At 64.6% G+C, this 23,003-nt stretch carries 20 protein-coding genes and 1 pseudogene; 11 read left to right on the top strand and 10 right to left on the bottom strand.

Features of this window, described 5'->3' with window-relative positions; genetic code table 11:
• Positions 1-11 precede the first annotated feature (11 nt).
• Complete coding sequence (locus AWC27_RS13585; RefSeq protein ID WP_245847053.1) at positions 12-1,265, top strand: serine/threonine-protein kinase; 1,254 nt, start codon at positions 12-14, stop codon at positions 1,263-1,265.
• A 3-nt stretch (positions 1,266-1,268) separates the two neighbouring features.
• Here AWC27_RS13585 and AWC27_RS13580 read toward each other — a convergent pair.
• Positions 1,269-2,650 (bottom strand): annotated as a pseudogene (locus AWC27_RS13580) (FAD-binding oxidoreductase).
• A 114-nt stretch (positions 2,651-2,764) separates the two neighbouring features.
• Between AWC27_RS13580 and AWC27_RS13575 the strand changes: the two are divergent.
• From AWC27_RS13575 to AWC27_RS13565, 3 genes are all read left to right on the top strand, one after another.
• Complete coding sequence (locus AWC27_RS13575) at positions 2,765-3,133, top strand: SpoIIAA family protein (protein WP_085670960.1); 369 nt, start codon at positions 2,765-2,767, stop codon at positions 3,131-3,133.
• A 15-nt stretch (positions 3,134-3,148) separates the two neighbouring features.
• Positions 3,149-3,604 carry a VOC family protein gene (locus AWC27_RS13570; RefSeq protein ID WP_085670959.1) on the top strand — a complete coding sequence of 152 codons (456 nt, stop codon included), beginning with the start codon at positions 3,149-3,151 and terminating at the stop codon, positions 3,602-3,604.
• A gap of 75 nt (positions 3,605-3,679) precedes the next feature.
• Positions 3,680-5,068 (top strand): WS/DGAT/MGAT family O-acyltransferase, encoded by a 1,389-nt coding sequence (locus AWC27_RS13565; RefSeq protein ID WP_085670958.1) that lies wholly within the window; start codon positions 3,680-3,682, stop codon positions 5,066-5,068.
• 23 nt (positions 5,069-5,091) lie between these two features.
• Here AWC27_RS13565 and AWC27_RS13560 read toward each other — a convergent pair whose 3' ends face one another.
• The 5 genes from AWC27_RS13560 to AWC27_RS13540 form a co-directional block, all read right to left on the bottom strand.
• A complete protein-coding gene (locus AWC27_RS13560; protein ID WP_085670957.1) occupies positions 5,092-6,486 on the bottom strand; it encodes a wax ester/triacylglycerol synthase family O-acyltransferase in 1,395 nt (464 codons plus the stop codon).
• A 211-nt stretch (positions 6,487-6,697) separates the two neighbouring features.
• Positions 6,698-8,572, bottom strand: coding sequence for a serine/threonine-protein kinase PknD (locus AWC27_RS13555; RefSeq protein WP_085670956.1), 1,875 nt, complete (start codon positions 8,570-8,572; stop codon positions 6,698-6,700).
• Between the two features lie 145 nt (positions 8,573-8,717).
• Positions 8,718-12,014, bottom strand: coding sequence for a LuxR family transcriptional regulator (locus AWC27_RS13550; RefSeq protein ID WP_085671053.1), 3,297 nt, complete (start codon positions 12,012-12,014; stop codon positions 8,718-8,720).
• Positions 12,015-12,099: 85 nt separating this feature from the next.
• Positions 12,100-12,264 carry a LuxR C-terminal-related transcriptional regulator gene (locus tag AWC27_RS13545; RefSeq protein ID WP_085670955.1) on the bottom strand — a complete coding sequence of 55 codons (165 nt, stop codon included), beginning with the start codon at positions 12,262-12,264 and terminating at the stop codon, positions 12,100-12,102.
• A gap of 199 nt (positions 12,265-12,463) precedes the next feature.
• Complete coding sequence (locus AWC27_RS13540; protein ID WP_085670954.1) at positions 12,464-12,886, bottom strand: DUF6636 domain-containing protein; 423 nt, start codon at positions 12,884-12,886, stop codon at positions 12,464-12,466.
• 128 nt (positions 12,887-13,014) lie between these two features.
• On the opposite strand from AWC27_RS13540, the gene AWC27_RS13535 reads away from it, so the two are divergent.
• The 5 genes from AWC27_RS13535 (at position 13,015) to AWC27_RS13515 (ending at position 17,492) form a co-directional block, all read left to right on the top strand.
• Positions 13,015-13,341, top strand: a complete 327-nt coding sequence (locus AWC27_RS13535) for a hypothetical protein (RefSeq protein WP_085670953.1) — start codon at positions 13,015-13,017, stop codon at positions 13,339-13,341.
• Between the two features lie 16 nt (positions 13,342-13,357).
• Positions 13,358-14,137: an Rv3717 family N-acetylmuramoyl-L-alanine amidase gene (locus AWC27_RS13530; protein WP_085670952.1), complete on the top strand. Its 780-nt coding sequence runs from the start codon at positions 13,358-13,360 to the stop codon at positions 14,135-14,137.
• A 371-nt stretch (positions 14,138-14,508) separates the two neighbouring features.
• The gene (locus tag AWC27_RS13525; protein ID WP_085670951.1) at positions 14,509-16,005 is read left to right on the top strand and encodes a PE family protein; all 1,497 of its coding nucleotides are present in this window, start codon (positions 14,509-14,511) and stop codon (positions 16,003-16,005) included.
• Positions 16,006-16,012: 7 nt separating this feature from the next.
• Positions 16,013-16,717 (top strand): haloacid dehalogenase type II, encoded by a 705-nt coding sequence (locus tag AWC27_RS13520; RefSeq protein ID WP_085670950.1) that lies wholly within the window; start codon positions 16,013-16,015, stop codon positions 16,715-16,717.
• Between the two features lie 40 nt (positions 16,718-16,757).
• Complete coding sequence (locus tag AWC27_RS13515; RefSeq protein ID WP_085670949.1) at positions 16,758-17,492, top strand: potassium channel family protein; 735 nt, start codon at positions 16,758-16,760, stop codon at positions 17,490-17,492.
• Here the strand turns inward: AWC27_RS13515 and AWC27_RS13510 are convergent.
• Positions 17,489-17,788, bottom strand: a complete 300-nt coding sequence (locus AWC27_RS13510; RefSeq protein ID WP_085670948.1) for a DUF2695 domain-containing protein — start codon at positions 17,786-17,788, stop codon at positions 17,489-17,491. The two genes, AWC27_RS13515 and AWC27_RS13510, sit on opposite strands and share 4 nt — an antisense overlap.
• 203 nt (positions 17,789-17,991) lie before the next feature.
• Between AWC27_RS13510 and AWC27_RS13505 the strand changes: the two genes are divergently transcribed.
• Both AWC27_RS13505 and AWC27_RS13500 read left to right on the top strand, forming a co-directional pair.
• Positions 17,992-19,392, top strand: a complete 1,401-nt coding sequence (locus tag AWC27_RS13505) for a cytochrome P450 (protein WP_085670947.1) — start codon at positions 17,992-17,994, stop codon at positions 19,390-19,392.
• 11 nt (positions 19,393-19,403) lie between these two features.
• Positions 19,404-20,537 carry a sulfotransferase family protein gene (locus AWC27_RS13500; RefSeq protein WP_245847051.1) on the top strand — a complete coding sequence of 378 codons (1,134 nt, stop codon included), beginning with the start codon at positions 19,404-19,406 and terminating at the stop codon, positions 20,535-20,537.
• On the opposite strand, the gene AWC27_RS13495 is transcribed toward AWC27_RS13500, so the two are convergent.
• The 3 genes from AWC27_RS13495 to AWC27_RS13485 form a co-directional block, all read right to left on the bottom strand.
• On the bottom strand, positions 20,532-21,797 hold the full coding sequence (locus AWC27_RS13495; RefSeq protein WP_085670945.1) for an MFS transporter: 1,266 nt from the start codon (positions 21,795-21,797) through the stop codon (positions 20,532-20,534). The two genes, AWC27_RS13500 and AWC27_RS13495, sit on opposite strands and share 6 nt — an antisense overlap.
• A 105-nt stretch (positions 21,798-21,902) precedes the next feature.
• Positions 21,903-22,412: a hypothetical protein gene (locus tag AWC27_RS13490; RefSeq protein ID WP_085670944.1), complete on the bottom strand. Its 510-nt coding sequence runs from the start codon at positions 22,410-22,412 to the stop codon at positions 21,903-21,905.
• A gap of 10 nt (positions 22,413-22,422) precedes the next feature.
• Entirely contained in the window at positions 22,423-22,983 is a 561-nt protein-coding gene (locus tag AWC27_RS13485; protein ID WP_085670943.1) for an ester cyclase, read from the bottom strand.
• Positions 22,984-23,003 lie beyond the last annotated feature (20 nt).

Genomic DNA, 23,003 nt, shown 5'->3' with positions numbered 1-23,003 from the left:
GGATAACCGATGTGGCAAGCACTGCCCAGTTCAGCTTCCGAGAGGCGGCGATCCACACGACCATTCAAGACACTCAGAGTCGGCGCGAGCCGTGCACTGACCGAGTGCCGACGTCGTCGGGATCCGTTCTGGGCAACGGTCGTTACGAACTGGGCGGAGTGTTGGGCCGGGGCGCGATGGCCGAGGTGCGGGACGGGTGGGACCTGCGATTGGGACGCCCGGTTGCGATCAAGCTGCTCTACCCGGTGGGTGGTGCCAGGGCCGATGGCCGCCTGCGGTTCGAGACCGAGGCGCATGCGGCCGCGCAGCTGACCGGCCCGCATGTCGTAGTTGTGCACGACGTCGGCGAGCACGAAGGGCTGCCGTTCATCGTGATGGAGCGACTGCCCGGGGTGACGCTGGCTGACCACATCGCTCGGGGACCGCTATCGGTGCCGTTCGTGCAGTGCATTCTCGACGGAATTCTGAGTGCCCTTGCCGAGGCGCACAGCATCGGCATACTCCATCGCGACGTCAAGCCGGCCAACATTTTGTTCACCGCCACCGGGGAACCTAAACTGGCCGATTTCGGTATCGCCAAGACATCCGGCGGCGCATATACGAAGACCGGCGAAATCATCGGCAGCATGGCCTATTTGAGTCCGGACCGGTTGGCGTCCAAACCGGCGAATGAGGCCGACGACCTGTATGCCGTAGGCGTGGTGGGTTATGAGGCGCTGACCGGGCGGCGGCCGTTCCCGCAGGAAGAGCTGGGCGCGTTGGCGCGTGCGATCTTGAACGAGACACCGCCGCCGCTTGCCGCGTTGCGTCCGGACGTGCCGCCGAATCTTGCCGCAGCGATCGAACGCGCGATGGCGCGCGATCCAAAACAACGATTCGCTCACGCCAATGCGATGCGCGCCGCGCTTGCCGGAGCTGATACGCGGCCAAATCCCTTCTCTTCGAACGGCACTCGAATCATGGAAGTGCCGCTGCCCCCCGTGCAGACCTACACGCCGGCTGCCGCGGAACTCAAGTCCGCAGGGGAACCCCGGCGCAGACTCTGGGCGGCGGCCATCCTTGCCGCCCTGGTATTGGCGATCATTCTGCTCGTGGTGGACTCATCGTCGTCGGGGCCGCCGACCCCGGTAACCACCACCACGCCGATGCCGCCGCCGACGAGCGCCGTCGTCGAAACAACGCCCTTGCCCAGCAGCTCCCCGGTTCTCCCGGCGCCGGCGCCGGCGCCGAATCATCCGGGCAAGAAACACAAAGGCGGACACTGAGTTTCAGTCGGGCGCGACGAAGACAACATCGGGGTTGAGGATGCCGGCGGGATCGAAGCTTTGCTTGATGCGGCGCATCAGCGCAACTTTGGCTGGATCTTCGAGTTCCACGAAGTAAGGGGTCTTGGCTCGGCCAAGGCCGTGTTCGCCGGAGATCGCACCGCCCAATTCCATTGCCAGCGCGAAGATGTCGGTCATCAGCTGCTTCCTTTTATCCGGGTCTTTGCAGATGATGGCCAGGTGCACGTTGCCGTCGCCGGCGTGGCCGCAGCCGGCCGCGGCACCACCGGCCGCCGATGCCAAACCGCGAGCTGCGGCAATGAATTTCGGCATCGCCGCGCGCGGTACCACGGTGTCGATCAGGTCGTCGGCGCCGATGGCCTTGAGCGTCCAGAATGCCTTCTCGCGCGCTTCGATCAGCCTGCGTGCCGAGCCGCCTTCGAGCACATAGGCGTCGACGGCACCCAGTTCGGCAAGTAATTCGCCGGTGGTGTCGACATCCTCTTCGAGCCGGCTTGCGGTTCGGTTCTCAAGTGCCACAACAAGGTAGGCCTGGCAGCTGTCGCGGATCCGGTCTGGGATTCCCAGTTCGAGGTTCTGCGTGTGGATGAGTGCGGCCATCGTCATGTTGTCGATGTACTCGAGGATGTAGGGCACCAGTCCCGCGGCAAGAACCTTGGGTACCGCGGCCATTACTTGGTCGAAGTCGGCGAAGGGGGCGAGCACGGTGGCGCTGTGGGCCAGGCGCGGATGCAGCTTGACGATCACCTCCGTGGCCAGGGCCAGGGTGCCTTCGGAGCCGACGATGAGCTGGGTCAGGTCGTAGCCGGTGGATACCTTGGCGATCTTGCCGCCGGTTCGGATGATCTCGCCGGTCGGCAGCACGGCCTGCAGTCCGAGCACGTTGTGTCGGGCCACGCCGTATTTGACCGCGCGCATTCCGCCGGCGTTTGTTCCGACGTTGCCGCCCACGCTGGAGGACAGCTCGCCCGGGTGGACCATGTAGCTCAGCCCGGCATCCAGGGTCGCGTGGTCCAGCTCGGTCAACGTCACTCCGGGCTGCACGACGGCCACTTGGTTGGTGGTGTCGACCTCCAGGACTTGGTTCATCCGCTCGAACGAGATCAGCAGCCCGTCTTTCCGCGGCCGCGCGCCGCCGGATAGGCCGCTGCCGGATCCGCGGGCCGTGACGGGCACCTTGTGCTCGGTGGCTGCTTTGAGTAGTTCGGCGACTTCTTCGGCGCTGTGCGGCTTGGCGACGTAGGCGGTTTCTGTGGTGGGCTCGTCAGTTCCTCGTCGTGTGAATAGTCTTCGGGGATCGCGTCGCCGGTTAGCAGGTTGCCATCGCCGACGATTTCTGCGAACCGCGCCGTAGCGTCGCTCATGAAGACCTCACCTTTCGACCGTGCCGCTCAGCGATTCACTGTAGCTAGCTGGCCGAAGCGCGCGCCGCGCGCGTAAATTGCGGACCGGGCTCATCGAGGAGAAAGGGGAATTCGATGATCGAAATGCTGTCCGACATGCCTCAGGGGGTGACCGGCATTCGCGTCTCCGGCCGGTTGCTCGGTGACGACCTGCGCGCGGTCAAGCCGGCGATGGAGCAAGCGCTGGAAACCGGCGAACTCAGGATTGTCGAGGTCATCGCGTCCGACTACGAGGGCTTCGGCCCCGGCGGGTTCGTCGAGGACCTCAAGCTGGGCTTCGGCGCGCTGTTCCAGCATCATTCGGCCTTCAAGCGGATCGCGGTAGTAACCGATAAGGAGTGGGTCACCCACACGCTGCATGCGCTGGCGTGGATGGTTCCCGGCGAGATCGCCTTGTTCAAACTCGACGAGCTCGAGCGGGCCAAGGAGTGGGCCGCGGGCTGAAGATACGGCGCCGAAATGGGCAGTCACCGAACGGGTTTCAATCATGTCGGACTATGCGTGGCGGATCGGGAGCGCTCGCGCCGCTTCTATGAAGGCCTACTCGGATTCGAGTTCTGGTGGGAGATCGAACCGCCCGACGACCGCACTTCTCAGCTGGTGCAACTGCCCGAGCCGCTCGGCGTGCATGCGACGTATCTGGTACGCGACGGGTTTGTACTCGAACTCATCGACTACTCCCGGCGTGCCGTTCACGCCGGTTCGCAGCGCGCCATGGATCAGGTGGGGCTGACCCATATTTCGTTCTGGGTGTCCGATCTCGGTGGCGTGTTGGAGAAGGTCGAGGGATTTGGGGGAGTGGTGGTCGAAGGAACGGTGTCTGCGCATTCTGCGATGATCCGTGATCCGGATGGGCAGCTGCTGGAGTTGCTTACCGAGAAGTGGCTTCGGGCACTGCCGCCCCGGCCGGCGTGATTTTTGCCGTTTGGCCCTCGAGGATATGACTTCTTACTCTGACGGCCTGGTGCGTGCGGGGCGGACAGTTACCGAATGGAGCATTTGACGCCGCTCGACGCGACTTTTCTTGAGGTCGAAGATGCCGATCCGCATGTGAGTCTGGCGATCGGTGGGGTGTCGATCATGGAGGGGCCGCCGCCGACCTACGAGGAGTTCGTCGCGTCGTTCGCCGATCGGGCTTCGTCGATTCCGCGGTGCCGGCAGGTGCTGCGGACTCATCCGCTCGATCTCGGTTCACCCGAATGGGTGGAGGATCCGCACTTCGACATCTCCCGTCATCTGCACCGCGTCGCCGTGCCGCATCCGGGTGGGGATCCGGAATTGTTCGAAATGGTGGCGACCGTGATGGAGCGCCGGCTCGACCGGGAACGCCCGCTGTGGGATTGCTTCTTCATCGAGGGGTTGAGTGATGACCGGTGGGCGGTGCTGACCAAGCTGCATCACTGCATTGCCGATGGCATCGCGACCACTCAGATGTTGGCGAAGTTCAGCGACGACGAAGGTGGCGGCAGCTACGCAACCGACATTCGCGCCGCGCAGCAGCGCCGATTTGGGCTGCCCATCAAGTTCAGCCTGAACCCGTTCAGCGTGGTAAGCGGGTTGGTACGCAGCGCCTTTGGGGTGGCCGTCGCAGCCGAGCACGCCGCCCTGGGTGCAGCCGAGTTGACGGCCAGTCTGTTGAATCCGGCCCCGGAATCGTCATTGCACGGTCCCGTCACCACGTTGCGCCGCTACCATGCGGCGCGGGTGCGTCTGGCCGACCTGAATGAAGTTGCGAAGGCCTTCGATGTGACGCTCAATGACGTTGCGCTAGCGGCGATTACCGATAGCTACCGACGCATTCTGCTCAACCGCGGCGAACAGCCCGGGCACAGTTCGCTGCGCACCCTGGTTCCGGTTTCGGTGCGCGGCACCAATCACTTCAACAAGACCGACAATCGAGTCTCGGCGATGCTGCCGCTATTGCCCGTGGACGAGCCGGACCCGGTGAAGCAGCTGCAGCTGGTACACAGCCGGCTGGTCACGGCCAAAGGCAGCGGCCAGCGCCAAGGAGGCAGTGCGTTGGCTGCAGCCGCCAAAAATGTTCCATTTGCCTTCTCGGCGTGGGGAGTTCGCTTGTTGAGTCGTCTGCCGCAGAAGGCGGTGGTCGCCGTGGCGACCAACGTTCCCGGTCCGCGCAGACAACAGCACTTGATGGGTCGGCGGGTGCTGGAGATGCTGCCCATCCCGCCGATCGCGCTGCAGTTGCGCACCGGCGTTGCTATGGTCAGCTACGCCGACAGCTTCGTGTTCGGCATCACTGCTGACTACGCAACCGCGCCCGACATTCAGGCGCTCGCCACCGGAATCGAAGAAGGGGTGGCGCGGCTGGTTGGGGCGAGCCGGGCACGGCGCGGTTCCAGGCGCCGGTCGGCCGGGTAACGCTCTTTTCAGGGGCCGTCGTTTCAGGACGACGCGCGGGCCGGAGTCCGCGTTCCCGCCGCTTCCTTCAGCTCCTCGTAGGCCTGCAGCGTCAGCTGGGCTAGCAGCGTCGCGTCGTCGATCGCGGCGGCGTTTGCGACGAAGCCGAAATTCATGTCGTCGTGGTAGGACGCCAGCGTGGCGTTGAGCCCGATCGAGGCGGCGAGTGCGGAGACGGGATAGATGCCAAGTAGGCGGGCGCCGTTGAGGTACCGGGTCTCCTGGGCGCCTGCCACGTTGGAGATGACGAGGTTGCAGGCCGGATGTGTGATGCGGTCCAGGTGTGTGGAGGCGCCCAGGCCGGCGAGTGCGACGAGGCCGACCGCATAGGTCAATGCCGCTTCTTTGGACATGCCGCCGAGCTCTTTTTTGGCGGTCGCGACCGAGTCCACCACCTGGTGGATTCGCTCGGGCGTGCTGGCGCGGGGCTCGCCGAGCCGCACGAACATCGCCGACACCCGGGTGCCGATCGTCGTGTCGTCTTCGGCGCGCAGCGACACCGGGCACATCGCGATGAACGGGTGCGCGAACTCGCGGTCGGTGGCGCGCAGGTATGCATGCAGTCCGCCGTCGATGACGGCAGCCGCCACATCGTTGAGGGTCGCGCCGAAGTGGTGGCCGACCTCGCGCATCTCGGCCAGCGGAAGGGAAAGTGTGCCGAATCGGCGCCCGATCTCCAGCGGCACGTTGGTTGGCGCGTGCTGTGCGACAAATGGCAGGCTGCCCTCGAGATGGGATCCGAGTAGGCCGGTGAGCACCTTGCGCAGCGCGGTTAGGGCGATCTGATTCAGTGCAGAGAACTGCGTCAAGGTCCCGCGGATCGAGTCGGCGACCTTTTCAATCAGTGGCGTGTGCGGGTGCGGTTCGGGTGCCGGCAGGCCGAGCGCGAAGGCTGGTTTGGGAATGCCGGGGAGGTCGGTGGTGCTCAGGCCGGCGTAGAGCCGTTTGAGGCCCGATTCGCCGTCGATGATCGAGTGATGGGTCTTGGTGTAGATCGCGAACATGTCATCCGGTAGGCCGTCGATGACCCAGCAGCGAAACAGTGGCCGGTGGCGATCCAGTTGAGCCTCGTGTAGATCGGCGACCAGGCGCAGCAGGTCGTCGTAGGTGGCATTTGCGGGAAGCGACAGGTGCCCGACGTGGTAATGCGGGTCCCAACTCGTCACCTCCCGGAAGTGGGGCGCGCCGCGGACCAAGAGTTCCGGCACATAATTGAACGGCGGCTCAGGCGTGCACTCCCGGTAGGTCTGCACGATCTCGGCGACGGGTTCCTGGCCTTTGGGCTTCTTGAACAGCAGCATCGCGCCAACGTGGGTGGTACCGGCCGGCGACTCGATCAATAGCCATGAAAGGTCAAGTGGCGGAATTGGTTTGGTCACTTTGCTTCTCCCATCCGAAGTCTGGGTCGCTGTCCAGGTCGGGCGCTCGCAGACTTCGTAAGTGGATGGTGTCGCGGGGAGGGGTGTGGCGGCCAGGGCATAAGGGCACTGGTGGGGTAGTCGTAGGTCCCTCGGGGGGTGGGGGGAGTCATTACGCCACCGACTTCAAGCACGCTGAATGCTCAAAGAGTCTTGATGTAGGGTCCACAACCTACTTCTGCCGCAACGCCACGATCTGATCGTTCCGGCCACCGACATAGACCGTGCCGTTGTTGTCGACAGCCAAGCCCCACGGATAGTTCAGCCCCTTGAACGGCAGCACTTCTTGCTTTGACGAGCCCGGCGGCAACTTCAGCGTCCGGTTGTTCCCACTGTCGGTGACGTACACGGCGCCGTCGTTGTCCAGGGTGACACCGCCGGGTTGGTTGAGCCCGGTAAACGGCAGCGTGACTGGCACATTCGAGCCGGCGAGCAATTTAAGCACCCGATTGTTGCCGCCGTCGGCGACGTAGACGGTGCCGCTGCTGTTGACCACCAAACCGGTGGGTCCGTTGAGGCCGCTGAAGGACAGCTCGGTTTGCGTGGTGGAACCGGCGGGCAGCGCCACCACGCGATTCTTGCCCGTGTCGGTGACGTAGACGGTGCGGCTACTGTCCACGGTCAGACCGGTCGGATTGCTCAGGTCGGTAAACGGCAGGGCGGTTGGTGTGGTCGAGCCGGGACGAAGCACCAGTACCCGTTTATTGCCGGCGTCGTTGACGTAGACGGTGCCGGTGTTGTCGGCGGTCACACCCGTCGGATAGCTGAGGCCCTCGAACGGCAGCACGGCCGGTGTGGTCGCGCCCGCGGACAAAGCCAGGATCCGGTTGTGCATGGTGTCGCCGACGTAGACGGTGCCGCCAATGTCGACCGACAAACCCTGGGGGTCGCGCAGCCCGGTGAAAGGCAGCGTCACCTGCTGATATTGTTCGCCGGCGGGATGGGAATTGCCGACGGCGACCGTGACCCCAATAGCGACAGCGACAGCGGCCAGAATGGCGGCCGAAATAAGCGGGACCTTGCGTCGCCACCACGGCGGCGGCGGCCGCATCGCAGCGATCACCGGTCTAGGGGCTTCGCGCCCCGGGGGCGGCAACACCGGCGGCAGCGGCCGCGGGACGGTAATCGGGCCGGAGGGGTTCCGCGGTGACGGGGGCTGCGGCTGGCCAAATTCCGGACGGGCGTGGGCATCGATTCGGCTTGCCGACTGAACCCATCCAGAAGGCCGCAGCGGCGGCGTGCTGAGGGCGTCGTGTGCAGCACGCGCCAAATCCAGCGCCGTGCCGTAGCGATCGCCGGGATTCTTGGCCATCGCCTTTGCGATGACATTGTCGAGACCCCCGGGCAGCCCGGGGTTGGTATTCGACGGCCGCGGCGGCGGAGCGGTGAGGTGGCTGGTGATCTGTTGATCCAGCGTGTCGCCAGGGAAGGGGTATCGCGCGGTCAAGCACTCATAGAGCACACAGGCCAGCGAGTAGATGTCCGAGCGGGCGTCGACCTGTCCAGTGCTGAACCGTTCGGGGGCCATGTAATGCGAGGTGCCAATCACATCGCCGGCCGCGGTCAAGCCCAATTCGCCTGCCGCGCTTGCTATGCCGAAATCTATCAGGTAGGCGAAGTCGTCTGCGTCGAGCAAGATGTTGGCGGGCTTGACATCCCGGTGCAACAGTCCGCCCCGGTGGGCGGCGTGCAGTGCCTTGGCGACTTGTTCGGTAATGCGCACCGCCCGCGCCGCGGGTAGCGGCCCCCGGCTCAGCACCGACTGTAGGTCGTGGCCCTCGATCAACCGCATGTCCACGAACAGCTGCCCGTTGATTTCCCCGTAGGTATGAATCGGGATCAGATGCGGGTCGCTCAATCGCGCGGCCGTATGGGCTTCGCGGCGGAACCGCTGCTGGAAAACTTCGTCGTCGGAAATCTGGGTGGGCAGAATCTTGAGCGCGACCACACGCTCGGTGACGGTGTCGTATGCCCGCCACACTTCACCCATGCCGCCGCGGCCCAGCAATTCGAGCAGCCAGTAATTGCCGAACGAAGTTCCCTCCAACGAGCCCTCCCATCGACAATCTGTCAGTAACTGGCCAGACCATAACGCGCCAACGCTGCGCTGTGAACCATTTTGCCTGCTCACTCGGGCGCGTCGGGCGCACCCCGGCTGACGCCGCGCTATTGACAGACCACCCGATAAGAGTTCAGCGGCGACGGTTCGCCTCTTGCATCAACTGAACGCGCGACGCCAACCCTAGTTTCGCGAATACATGCGTCAAATGCGTTTGTACTGTGCGCGGTGAGACAAACAGCCGCTCACCAATTTCCTTGTTGCCCAAGCCTTCCCGCACCAGGCGTACGACGTCGTTTTCCATCGGTGTCAGGGATCCCCACCCGCTTCGCGGGCGCTTTTGCTCGCCCCGGCCTCGACGCGCATACGCGATTGCCTCTTCGGTCGACAAAGCGGCACCTTCTCCCCAGGAGGCATCAAAATCGCTCGGCCCCAACGCCTCCCGTACCAAAGCCACCACCGCCTCGTATCCGGCTTGATACATCGGAAACCGGACATCGCCCTGCCGTCGCCGCATCGCGGCGGCCGCGCCTAACAATCGCGCCGCGTACGAGCAATTACCGGCTTCGGCGGTAATGCCGGCAAGACACTCAAGTGTGTAAGGAACCCGCACGTAGCCCCGTGTTTCGGCGGCGGCGGCAAGCGCCTCATACGCGTCGCGCGTGGCTTGCTCTGGTTCACCTTGCGCTAGTGCGACATAAGCGCGAGCCGTCAGCGCGGCCACTTGATGGCAGCCCGGAACTACCGCGACGATCTTGTCGGCCAAATCACGAGCCCCGGCTAGATCGCCACACGCCAGTGCGGCCTCGGCGGCCGGGGTGACGCTGCAGGTGAAGAGCATGCGAACCGGAATCGCCGCCTGAAAGGCATCCTCGGCTGCCCGTCTGGCGGCCGCGGCGTCACCAGCGGCGAGTGCGGCGGTGGACAACGTCGCGCACACCGAGTCGGCGTACACCCCGCCCATCGCTTCGGCGCACCTCTGCGCAGCGCGCGCAGCCGCATGTGCAGCGGCCACCTGACCCTGGTGTGCCAGCGGGTAGCCGTAGCCCACATACGCAAACGTCTGCATGGGCAGCTCCCCGGCGGCTTCGGCCTCTTCGGCCAGGCAATGAAGCACCTCAGCGGCATCTTTGAGCTCGCCCGACAGAAAGAGCGTCACGCCCAGCCATGCTCGGCAACCGCGGGAGACGAATTGGTCGCCAAGTGCCTCGCTGAGTTCATATCCCTCTTGCGCGGCAGCGCGCGCTGCGCCCAGTTCGCCCGCAATCGCACCGGTGGCCGCCCGATAGCTGAGAATCTGGCACAGGCTCCAGTCGTCACCCATGGCACGCGCGAGGTCGATCGCCTCAGCGAGGTACGGCTCGGCTACCTCGGCATCGTAGAAGGCGATCATTCCGCAGGCGTTGAGCGTTCGGAGCATTAACTCCAGGTCATCGAGTTGGCGGGCAACGGCCAGGGCCTCCTTGGCGCGATCTGCGTTCGTGGGGAGCGCCACCCAAGCTGCGATGGTGCCCTGGTCGGCCACGGCACGTGTCCACACGCTCGGCGCAACCGTCTCGGGGCACTTGTCGGTCAGGACCGCGTCGAACGCCGCTACCGCTTCGCGGAAACTGCCGCAGCGCAACCAGAAATGGACCAAGGAGGAAGCCAGACGCAACGCCGCCTCGCGGTCGCCGGTCTCTCTGCTCCAGGTGAACGCGGCACGCAGGTTGTCGATCTCGACGCGCACCCACTGCAGTAACGACTCCAGGCCGGCCAGCTCGCGGGAATACAACTCGACGGCCGTTGCCGTGTAATGGTCACGATGTCGGGTGCGCACCTCGTCGGCCTCACCGGACTCACCGAGCTTTTCCAACGCATACTGGCGCACGGTTTCCAGCAACCGGTACCGCATGACGTCGCCGGTTTCGTAGGCGAGCACCAGAGATTTGTCCACCAGCAGGCTGAGTTGGTCGAGCAGCTGATAGCTTTCGACCGCGCTGCTGGCGCCGACGGCTTGGGCGGCGTCGAGATCGAACCCGCCGGCAAACACCGATAGGCGCCGGAACAAGACCTGTTCGGGCTCGGTGAGCAGCGCGTGCGACCAATCCACCGAGGCGCGCAGCGTCTGTTGGCGGCGTACCGCCGTGCGTGCCCCGCCGGTGAGTAGCCGGAACCGGTCGTGCAGGCTGTCCACGATCTGGCGCAGCGACAGCGCCCGAACCCGCGCAGCGGCAAGTTCGATGGCCAACGGCATACCGTCCAGGCGCTCACAGATTTCGGTCACTAACGCCGCATCGGCCTGTCCGACGACGAATTCGGGCCGAGCCCGTCGGGCGCGGTCGGTGAACAGCTCGACGGCCTCGTCAGCAAGCGGCAATGACGGTACCCGCCAGCTTAATTCGCCGGGCACGCCGAGCGGTTCGCGACTGGTGGCCAGCACCGCCAGGTGCGGGCAGGCCGCCAGCAGCGCGACCACCAAACTGCCGCACGCGTCGAGCAGATGCTCGCAATTGTCGAGCACCAGCAGCATCACCTTGTCGCCGAAGAACCGCACCAGCGTGTCCGTGGTGGAGCGGCCCGGCTGATCGGGCAGGCCAAGTGTGCGCGCGACGGTCAGCGGTGCCACTGCCGTGTTGGTGATCGGTGCAAGATCGACGTACCAGATCCCCTCGGCGAATTCGGTCACGAGTTGCGACGCGACTTCGACGGCAAGCCGGGTCTTTCCCGAACCGCCAGCACCCGTCAATGTGACAAGCCGCTGGCTGCTGACCATCTGGCGGAGTTCGGCCATTTGGGCTTGCCGCCCTACAAAACTCGTCAGCTGGGCGGGCAGGTTGTGCGACGCGGCAGCCTGGCGGACGCGAAGCGGTGGAAACTCGTTGTCCAGGTCGGGATGGCACAGCTGCACGACGCGCTCAGGACGCGGCAGGTCGCGCAGCGGATAGCTACCTAGATCGGCGAGCCAGACACCATCCGGGAGACGATCAATGACCAGCGGTTCGGTCGCCCCCGAAAGGAGGGTTTGCCCGCCGTGCGCCAGATCACGCAGCCGGGCGGTTCGATTGACCGTGGGACCGGCGTAGTTGGCGTCGTCGCGCAGCTGTATCTCACCGGTGTGTATTCCGATGCGCAGCCGGATGGGGCTTAGCGCGGCGCGCTGCAACGCCAGCGCGCATGAAACGGCGTCGGATGCCCTGGCGAACGCCGCCACGAAACTGTCACCTTCGCCCTGTTCCAGCGGTCGCACGCCGTCATGGGCGGCGACGGACTGGTTCACCGTCCGGTTCAGCTGCGCCAGTGCGGCAGTCATCTTCTCGGGCTGGGCTTCCCACAGCCGCGTCGAGCCCTCTACGTCAGCAAGCAGCAGCGTCACCGTTCCGGTCGGCAGCAACTCGCTCACGCCCAATTCGCTCCAGGTCAGCGGCGGCATTTCCGCGTGTTGGCTCATGGTAGCCAGCTTTGCTGCCGCCGACGCATAAAACATCGGCACAAACGCGCAAACTTGCTGCCGTGGCACGCGTACACCTAGGCGGTCAGCGGCCTGCCTCTCGCATGAGCTGCAGCCGTGAAGTGATCCCAAGCTTGACATAGACGTGCCATAGATGCCGTTGTATCGTTCGCGGTGAGATGAACAGCCGCTCACCAATCCTGTTGTTGCCCAAGCTTCCTCTGCGGACAATGCGGCCCCGGCAGCGCACGCGGCTTCAAAATCGCTGAGCCCCAACACCTCCCGTACTGCTGTCATGGGGGTTCGGTTTCCACGGCCGTGTCGATCGCGCGTCAACGGTCTTTCGGTGCCCAGGCCGCGTCCGAGGGTGTGATGCCTTCTGAAATGCGATATCACCGGCGCTATCGCATTTGAAATCGGGGTGGGGCCGCCGAGAGCTCCCTGGCCCGTCAGCCCAGCTGATAGGAGTCCTTGGAAACGCGGAAGAAGTGACCGGTGCTGCTGTCGCTGCACTTCATCCCCGACATTTCGCTGGCGCAGGTAATGGTGCCCGCGGTGGCGGTCTGGCCGTAGTTGAGGGTCGGCTCGCCCGGAACCCGCAAGGTGTCGCCGTGGCAGGCGATGGCTCCCGCCGCGCCGGACGACAGCGTGAACCGACTACCCCAGGCGAGGTGTTTGCCGCACTCGGGCGGCGGCGGGGGCTGATAGTTGTACTCGCTGATATCGCAAGCGGCGCCCATGCTGTCCAAGGTGCAGTAGATGTTTCCTGACGGCGATTGGAAATTTTGCGGATCCGCATGCGCCGACGGTGGGAAGGCGATCGCCGCGGCAACCGCAGCGGCCCCGACCAGAGCGAGTGCCGAAAGTTTCATCGAGTGTCCTAGCCGGATGGGATCGGATGCTGAACAACACAGAATCGCATGCCCGAGGGCCGCGTGGTGCTGATCTGTGTTCGCTCGGCACAAGTTGCTTGTCGGTGCGGTTGAGTAATTTGCGGGGCATGGCTTCGTCGGGTTCGAACTCCGGTGGTGGGTTCGCCGGATTGATTGTGTTGCTGGTGATCGCCGCGATCATCGTCAAGTTCATCTGGTGGATCCTTGGTGCGGCGGCGCTCGTTGCGCTCGGTTTCCTCGGGCGGGCAATCCATCGTCGGTACAGCCGGCGCTTGGCTGCTGATGCGCGTTATCGGCACGGGCTTGCCGCTCGTGCCGACCAACAGCACAACTGGGTGTTGCGCGGCGACGACCGCGGGATCTACGGAACCCAAGGTGCCCAACTCATGCACTACATATTTCCCAATCGGGGGAAGGGCGGGCCTATGCGCTGATTGTTACCATCGCGCGATGAGGGATCCGGGGGAGGGTAAGCGTTCCTTCTCCCGGCGTGGCGTCCTGAAATACGCGGCAGCCGCGCCGGCAGTGCTCGGCCTCGGCCCGCTTTTGGGCGCCCCACGGGCCGCCGCCGGCTTCGCTGGAATGTCGGTATTTCTGGATCCAGGACACGGTGGTGTCTACGACTCCTCGATCGACCGACAGGTCCCCAATGGTCGGGGCGGAACCAAGCCGTGCAACACCGTAGGCGCCGCAGCAGACGACGGCTATCCAGAGCATGCCTTCACCCTGGACGTAGTCCGGCTGATCGGCGCTGCCCTCAACCAGGAAGGCGTCAGCACGCAGTTCTCCCGGGACAGCGACAACGCCGCCGGCCCGTGCGTCGATCAACGCGCCGCTATGGCCAACGCGATGCATCCCGACGCGATTGTGAGCATCCACGCCGACGGCGGACCGGCATCCGGCCGGGGATTCCACGTGAACTACTCCAGCCCGCCGTCCAACGACGCCCAAAAAGGTCCGGCACTCCAGCTCGCACACCTGATGCGCGACGCGCTGGCCGCAGCCGGCTTTCAGCCGTCGACCTACCGCGGCTCCGACGGTCTCTACGGCCGCGCGGATCTCGCCGGACTGAATCTGGCCCAGTACCCGGCGGTCCTGGTCGAACTCGGCAACTTGAAGAACGCCGACGATGCCGCCCTGATGCAAAGCGCCGACGGCCGGGCGCGGTATGCCGTGGCCGTCACCCAAGGAATAGTCGCCTACCTTAACGCCAAAGCCGCTGCGGCGTAGCGCCCGTTCAGGAAAAGCGAATCCAGTTCTATTGCGCGGTAGCAGCGCGGGCTGTTTTTCACAAGGGTACATAGTGCCGAATGTGCTGTGTGTCTTGATAACTCGCGCTATGGGCTAACCTACGATATCGTAGGTCATATCTGAGCGCTCTTAGGTGATCTGCCTGCAAATGCTCAGGAAATCCGAAGTATCGCTGAAAAGCGTTTTGCGGCAATAGAATCCGCACAATTTCAATTATTAGCAGGATTCTGCGGTGCTGCGCTTAGCCGTCCGGCCCGCTACTCTGACGGCCAATCCGAGCTCCAGCGCTCGGTGGCAGAGCAGAACCAGCTTGCGCAGCAAGTGTTTTCGAGAAATATTAGGAGACCTACGTGTCGTACCTGGCTGCCGTCCCAGACGCATTAGCGGTCGCGGCAATCGATTTGACGAGTATCGGCGAAGCGATCGATGAGGCCGCCGTCGCTGCGGCAGGTTCCACGACGGGAATACTGGCCGCCGGCGCGGACGAGGTATCCGTCATGATCGCGGCGCTATTCTCCGAGCACGGCGAGGTCTATCAGGCGCTCAGTAGAGCCGCCGCGGAATTTCACCAGCAGTTCGTGCAGCTATTAGACGGCAGCGCCGTCGCTTACGTGGAGACAGAGCTGCAAAATGCCGAGCAGAACGCCTGGAATGCGCTCAACGCGCCCACCGAATATCTGTTCGGCCGCCCACTGATCGGCAACGGCGCCAACGGTATACCGGGAACCGGTCAAAACGGAGGGAATGGTGGCATCCTCTGGGGCAACGGGGGTAACGGAGGATCGGGTGCTGCCGGCCAAGCAGGCGGAAACGGTGGCAACGCAGGGATATTCGGTAACGGTGGGGCTGGTGGTGCCGGCGGGGGCTCGGTGAACGGCACTGGCGGCGCCGGCGGGGCCGGCGGCGCCGGCGGCTTGTTCGGCAGCGGCGGCGTCGGCGGAGCGGGCGGCACTTCGCTGAGCGGTGCGGGCGGCGCCGGTGGCGCCGGCGGCACGGGCGGTCTGTTCGGCACCGGCGGCGCGGGTGGCACCGGCGGGGCTGGGCTGGGCAACGGTGGGGCCGGCGGCGCTGGTGGCAACGGCTGGCTTTCCGGTGACGGCGGCGCGGGCGGCGCAGGTGGGGCAGGCGGCAACTCCGGCTCCGGTGGCGCGGGCGGTGCAGGCGGTAACGCGGGCTGGCTGTCCGGCGACGGCGGTGCGGGCGGCGCCGGCGGCACGGGCATCGTGCACAACGGCGGTGCGGGCGGTGCCGGCGGCAACGCCGGTGTGTTCGCCGGCGACGGCGGCAACGGCGGCGTCGGCGGATTCGGCAACAACAGCGGCGGCAACGGCGGGGCCGGCGGCGACGGCAGCTGGCTCTACGGTAACGGCGGTGGTGGTGGTGCGGGCGGCGCCGGCGGCACCCTCGACGGGGGCAACGGCGGCAATGGTGGCAGCGCGGGCTGGCTCTCGGGTGACGGCGGTGCCGGAGGTTCCGGCGGATTCGGTCCGGGCAACGGGGGCAACGGCGGTGCGGGCGGCGACGGCGGCCGGTTGATCGGAAGCGGTGGTGCCGGCGGCGCCGGCGGGCAAGGGTTCGGCAACGACGGCGGCGCGGGCGGAAACGGCGGCAACGCCGGACTGATCGGCAGCGGCGGCAGCGGAGGCGACGGCGGCGTCGGCGGAGTCAAGGGCGGCAGCGGCGGACAGGGCGGAGACGCCGGAATGATCGGGACCGGCGGTAATGGCGGCAATGGCGGAGACGGCGGGTTCATCGACGGCGCCGGCGGCGCGGGCGGCCGCGGCGGCTGGCTGTTGGGTCAAGCCGGCATGAACGGGATTACCGGACCACCGCAAAGCCCTGCATGATGGCGTAATGGCGAAGCCCACGGCATTGCTATTCGACGTGCAAGGCACCGCGACGGACTTTCATTCGACGGTCTGCGAGGAAGCGGCGCGGATCAGCGCCGGACGCCACCCCGATGTCGATTGGGCCGACGTGGTAACACGTTGGCGGGCAGGCTATTTCACCGCCCTGGACAACACGCCGAGCCAGGGTGGATGGGTTTCAGTGTCATCGGTTTACCGTCGGGTGCTCGACGCTGTGCTGGAGGAATGCGCAGCCACCGGGCTCAGCGCCGCCGAACGCGACGAACTCACGCTGGCCTGGCAGCGCCTCAAACCATGGCCGGATACGGTGCCCGGACTGACCCGGCTGAAAACCGTATTCACCGTCGCCACCCTGTCCAACGCCGACGTCAGCACCGTCATCAACATCTCCAAGCGCGCCCAAATGCCCTGGGATGCCATCTTCGCGGCGGAGATGGCCGGGGTGTTCAAGCCCGACCCGGCGGTCTATCGGATGGCCGCGACCTATCTGGGCCTGGAACCTGCCGAGATCATGATGGTGGCCAGCCACAAATACGACATCCGCGCCGCGGCCCGGATCGGATTCCGCACCGCGTTCATTGCGCGTCCGCTGGAATTCGGCGTCGGGGGCGCGGCGGACGTGGCCTATGAAGATGAGTTCGATGTGAACGCCGCCGACATCGGCGACCTGGCCACACAGCTTGGCTGCTAGAAATTTCGGCAGGAACTCATCTCATCGGAGGCAATGCCGCGTGGCTAAGAAAACCAAGGAACAGCTCTGGGAGCAGCGGACCGAGTGGCCATTGGCCCTGGTCGCCATCGTCTTGCTGGTCATGTACTCGGTGCAGGTGCTCACCCGCCCGCTGGGTGAGGAGGCACGCATCCTGTGGATGGCGAGCTGGGCCGCATGGAGCCTGTTCGTCATCGACTACTTCGTGCGGCTGAGCCTGGCGTCCGATCGCCGGCAATGGTTCCTGCTACACCTGTTCGATCTGCTCATCGTGGCGCTGCCGCTGATGCGGCCGCTGCGGCTGTTGCGGTTGGTCGTGCTGGTCGGAGTGCTGCAGAAAGCCATCGGTAACGCCGTTCGCGGCCGCATCCTGACGTACACGATTTCCGCCGTGCTGCTGCTGATCTATGTGGCGTCGCTGGCCATCCTCGACACCGAGCGCGATCAGCCCGGCGCGACGATCAACACCTTCGGGCAGGCCGTGTGGTGGTCCATCTGCACCGTGACCACCATCGGCTACGGGCACCTGTATCCGGTGACCGTCGCCGGTCGAGTGGTTGCCGTGCTGTTGATGGTCGGCGGCATCACACTCGTCGGCGTGGTGACCGCATCGCTGGCCTCCTGGATCGTGCAACGGGTCTCGGAAACCGACACCGAGAACCAGGCCGCGACGGCGTTCGAAATCGATGAGCTGCGACGCGAAATCCGCTCGCTGGCCGAGCAATTGCGGGTGCAGGGCAGCGTTCAGAACGCCTAGCCGAATACCTCTTCGGGTACGACATTCATGACGATCTCGCAGTCGCAGTAGCCCCCGAACTCCTGCAGCTCCGGCGCCAGTCCGGCCCACGCGATGTGGCGCGACTCGGCCCACCGTTGGGCGTGCCGGGCCGAGTGGTCGCACGGCTCCTCGTCGAACTGTTCTTCGAGGTAATCGAGCAGATCCTCCAGCTGCTCGTAGTCGATCCGAGTCAGCTTCGGGCCGGCTTCGCGCTCAGCTTGCTTGTAGGCATCGCGCAGTTGCTTGCGCCGCTCCTTATCGGATGACGTGGCCATGGCGTGCAAGATAGCAGTTGCGTTCGCGCTCAACGAAATTGAACGCGGTTCTAGTGGTTAAACGGCGACCGGTCAAACGGTTGCTGGCGTGGCGACTGCAAAACACCTTTGCAAGACACTTTGCCCAACCTGCCGCGTGAGGGCCAACAGCGCCGCTACCCTACAGGTGTTTAAAAACGTTCGCTGCCTGAAACGGGAGGGCGATGACAGCGACGCAGTTCACCGATGAGCTGACGGCATCCGAGGGGCGATGTCCCTATGAGCACAGGATGCCCGAGCCCGCGACATCAACCGTCTGGCGCGATGCGCAGACGGTCGGGACGTATGGACCCGACGTTGCCAAGTCGCTCGCACTGAGGCTCGCCGCTAAGACCCGTTCCCGCATCCTTGGCAAACGCGCCCGAAAGGGCGTGCAGCTCACCGACTTCGATCCATTCGACCCCGCAACGGCGGCCAATCCGTACCCGCATTACCGGGAGCTGCTGGCCGGCGAACGAGTGCATTACAACGCCAAACGAGACGTTTACATCCTGAGCCGCTTCGCCGATGTCCGGGAGGCCGCGCGAAATCATGACGCGCTGTCCAGCGCCCGCGGAGTCACCTTCTCCCGGATATGTCTGCCTTTCCTGCCTACCTCCGATCCGCCGGCGCACACCCGGATGCGCAAGCAGCTGGCGCCGGGTGTCGCGCGTGGCGCGTTGGAGGCCTGGCGCCCGATGATCGATGAGCTCGCGCGCGAGTTCATCGGCCGGCTGCTGACTCAGGCACCGGCGGACGTGGTGTCCACCGTTTCCGCGCCCATGCCGATGCGCACCATCACCAACGTCTTGGGCATATCGGGGCCTGACGTCGCTGATTTCTGCCGCTTGTCGAGCCAGGCGATACGTATCACCGATGTCCGGTTGTCGGCGTCCGGGCTAACCTCACTCGTCCAGGGCTTCACCGGATTTCGGCGATTGCGCGCGCTGTTCACTCATTGGCTTGACAATGGGCTGCTGGGCGAGTGCACCATCCTGGGGCGCCTCGCCGCGCAGGCCGACGGCGGCCGGCTCACCAGTGAGGAATTGTTCTTCTTTGCGGTCTTGTTGCTGGTTGCGGGCTACGAGAGCTCCGCGAACATGATCAGCACCTTGTTCCTCACCCTTGCCGACTACCCGGATCAGCTCGAACTCCTCAGGCAGCGGCCAGATTTGATCCCGTCGGCAATCGAGGAGCAACTGCGATTCGTGACGCCGATCCAAAACATCTGCCGTACCACACGAGTCGACTATTCAGTAGGAAGCGCGATGATTCCGAAAGGCTCGCTGGTGCTGTTGGCATGGGGAGCGGCCAATCGGGATCCGCGCCAGTATGACGCCCCCGACGCCTTCCGCGCAGCACGCAATCCGGTCGGCCACCTGGCGTTCGGCTCCGGCATCCATCTGTGCCCCGGAGCCCAGCTGGCGCGGATTGAGGGACAGGCGGTGCTGCGCGAGATCGTCACCAACATCGACCGGATCGAGATCCTCGGGCAGCCGGAGTGGACGACCAACGCCAATCTTCGCGGCCTGACCCGGTTGCAGGTCGCCGTGACACCGCGGGCACAGGAAGCCGCAGTGCGATGAACGTTCCCGGGATGTCCAATCGCCTTTCCTGGTGGCATGAGTGGGCGGCGCCGCTGTGGATCGGTTGCAGCTTCTCGGCCTGGATCCGCCTGCTGATCCGTAACCGCTTCGCGGTGCACTGGAGTCGATGGCACTTCGCGGTCCTCTACACGTTTCTCAGTGTCGTCAACTCGTATCTGGGTTTTTGGCAGAAGATCTGGTTCGGTAAACGTGTCGCCAAAACACCTATCGCCGATCCGCCGATCTTCATCGTCGGTCACTGGCGGACCGGTACCACGCTGTTGCACGAACTATTGGCCCTCGACGAGCACCACACCGGTCCCACCGGCTACGAATGCCTTGCGCCGCACCACTTTCTGCTGACCGAGTGGTTCGCACCTTACGTCGAGTTCCTGGTATCGAAGCACCGAGCCATGGACAACATGGATTTGAGCCTGCATCACCCGCAAGAAGACGAATTCGTGTGGTGCATGCTGGGCCAGCCGTCGCCGTATCTGAGCATCGCGTTCCCGAACCGGCCACTTCAGGACCAGCGGTATCTGGATTTGGAGCAGTTGACCTCGCGTGAGCTGGAAGCGTGGAAACGGACCCTGTACCGGTTCGTGCAGCAGGTGTACTTTCGTCATCGCAAGGCGGTGGTACTCAAGAACCCGACGCACAGCTTCCGAATCAAGGTGCTGCAGGACATCTTTCCGCAGGCGCGGTTCATCCATATCGTCCGGGATCCCTACGTCGTCTATCCGTCGACCATCAATTTGCACAAGGCGCTGTACCGCATCCACGGCCTGCAGCGACCGACGTTCGAGGGGTTGGACGAAAGGGTGCTGTCCACCTACGTGGACCTGTACCGAAAGATAGACGAAGGGCGTGAACTCGTAGATCCGGCACGCTTTTACGAATTGCGGTACGAGGATCTGATCAGCGATCCCGAAGGGGAACTGAGCCGGCTGTACGACCACCTGGGCCTCGGCGACTTCGAGCGGTTCCGGCCGCGACTGCGCCAGTACTTCGCCGAACGGGAACACTACAAAACCAACACCTACCGGCTGACAGACGAGCAGCGCGCGATCGTCGACGAACACTGGAGCGAGGTCATGGACCGCTACGGCTATTCGCGCCAGGGCAGTGTCGAGTGTGGCCTATAGCGCCGCGACCGCGTACTCGTTCGGGCTGTCTATCGAACTACCGTGGGTTTCCGGCAGCAGATAGGTCGCCACCAAGCTGATTACGACGAGTGCGGCCATCATGGCGCCGATGGTCCAGGTGCCGTAGTGGGCGATTAGTGGTCCGGCGATCAGCGGTGGCAGAGCGCCGCCGAAAATGCCAGCAATGTTGAGCGCCAAGCCGGCGCCGGTGTAGCGATACCGAGTTCTGAACAGTTCCGGCACGAACGATGTCATGGGCGCGTAAGCCAGCGCCGCGATGACGTAAGTGCCGACAATCGCGACGGTAAACAGGGCCGGGCTGTCGGCGTCAACAAGCGGAATGACGACAAACGACCAAGGCAGACCCAGCGTCCACCCGAACAGGATCACCGGGCGGCGCCCGACCCGGTCGCAAATCGTCGCCGAGATCGGCACAATCGCGATCCACGCCAGCCCACCGAGCATCCCGGCGAACAAGATTGCGTTCCTGGACAACCCGACATGGCCATGGGCATAACTCATCAGATAGCTGCCGGCCATGAAAACGAAGGCGAAGACGGCCACGAAGCTGCCCGAAGCCAAAATGACGTTGGTGGGTTGGCGGCGCAGCACCTCGGCGAGCGGCACCCGAGGGCGCGCGCCGGTGGCCAAATGCTCTGTGAAAACGGGAGTTTCGTCGATGTTGATCCGGACGTACAACGCGATGGCGATCAGCAGCCCGCTCAGCAGGAACGGGACGCGCCACCCCCAGCTGATGAACGCCGCACTGGTTTCACCGATGGTGAAATTGACCACCAGAAATGTCAAGCTAGTCAACAACATTGCGATGCCGGCGCCCACAGCGGTGAACATGCCGTACCGGCCACGCTCGGTTCCCGGTGCGTGTTCGGCGGCTAACAGCGCTGAGCCCGCCCATTCGCCGCCGACGGCAAACCCCTGCAACAGCCTTAAGACCAACACGATCAACGGCGCCGCCAGGCCGATCGTGGCCGCGCCGGGCGTCAGTCCCACCGCTACCGTAGACAAACCCATAATCAGCAGCGTGGCAACCAAAGTCGCTTTGCGGCCCAGGCGGTCACCGAAATGGCCGAACACCGCCCCGCCCAGCGGCCGGGACAAGAACGCGGCGGCGAAGGTGCTCATCGAGGCGATAGTCGCCATCCCGGGGCTGAGGTTCGGGAAGAAGACACTGGGAAACGTCAACGCCGCCGCGGTGCCATAGATATAGAAGTCGTAGAACTCGACGGTGGTACCTACCATGCACGCGAGTGCGATTCGCTTGGGGTACTGGGAACGTAGCACCACGTAATTTTATTAAGGGATTTGAGCCCCTCCGGTATGAGCTGGCGCACAACCCACGGGTGCTCAGCGACGCGCGGATCCGCTGACGAGTTGACCGTTGGCCGCTTGCAACATGCAGATGACGATGCTCGGGGTGGGGTCGGCGCCGGTTCTATCTTGATGGGAATCGATGAGCCAGGTTATCGAGTAGGGGCTGGACGCTGGAGCCTGTCCCGTGTAGGGCGCAAACCCGGCGGCGCACGCCTGATTGGCGACGGCTGCGACGGCAGAATCGACGGCCACCGGTGCGCGTAGGTATACCTCCGCCAAATGCGGTGCCGCGCAATCGGCCACCGTGACGGTGATGCGGCTGAGGTCGGCCGGCGGAAGGTCGGTCACGCAATCGCCGACCTGAAGATCGATCCACTTCTGCGTACCCGGGGCAGCGGGCCGTGGTGTGGCGGTGACGGCCGTGGCTGCCGCTGTTGTCGGTGGTGCCGCTGGCGCAGTACTGCCCGTATGGACACTGTCGGTGCTGCAGCCCGCCAGCAGTGCCGTTGCTGCCAGGCCGCAAAACGCCCGTGGGACGCCCATGGCAGGAAGTCTAGTCACCGAAGATCGGCGGCACGGTATTGGTGAGTGCGGGGTCCGGCGGGTCCGCCGACATCGTCAGCAGGCCACGCACACAACGGACAAGCAGTAGCCAATTGGCCGGCTTGCGTTTGTCCAGGCCTCCCAAGAGCTGCTTGATCATGGTCAGGGTGTCGAAGTAAATCCGTTCGCAGACAAGGGTTTCGGATTCATCGAAGACAAAGTATGCCGTCATCCGCACCCGGAAGCGGCTGCCGGTGGGGGGCACCTTGCCCAGATATCCCCGGTGGGTGCCCATCAGCCAGAACTCGACGATCACCGCGTCGGCGCTGTGCCGCAACGCAATGATTTCGTGGTCCTGGTCGGGAAACGCAGTCCGCGTGTAGTTGTAGTAGCCGCGGACGGCTCGATCCCCGTCGTGAACCGTCATCTGCGGAATGAGCTCGTAGTGCGGATGCGGGAACGTCGACAATACGTCGTCCCAGTCTTGTCGGACCTCGTCATGAAAGTGGTCGAGCACCAGCTTCTGCCGGGCGGCCAACACGTCGGGAGGGGGAAACGCTGGGATGGGCATGCTTGACAATATCTCTCGAA

Origin of the sequence: Mycobacterium szulgai (assembly GCF_002116635.1) — a bacterium.
Lineage (GTDB): Bacteria > Actinomycetota > Actinomycetes > Mycobacteriales > Mycobacteriaceae > Mycobacterium > Mycobacterium szulgai.
Note: the sequence above shows the minus strand (reverse complement) of the source record. Positions and strands in the feature narration are given on the sequence as shown.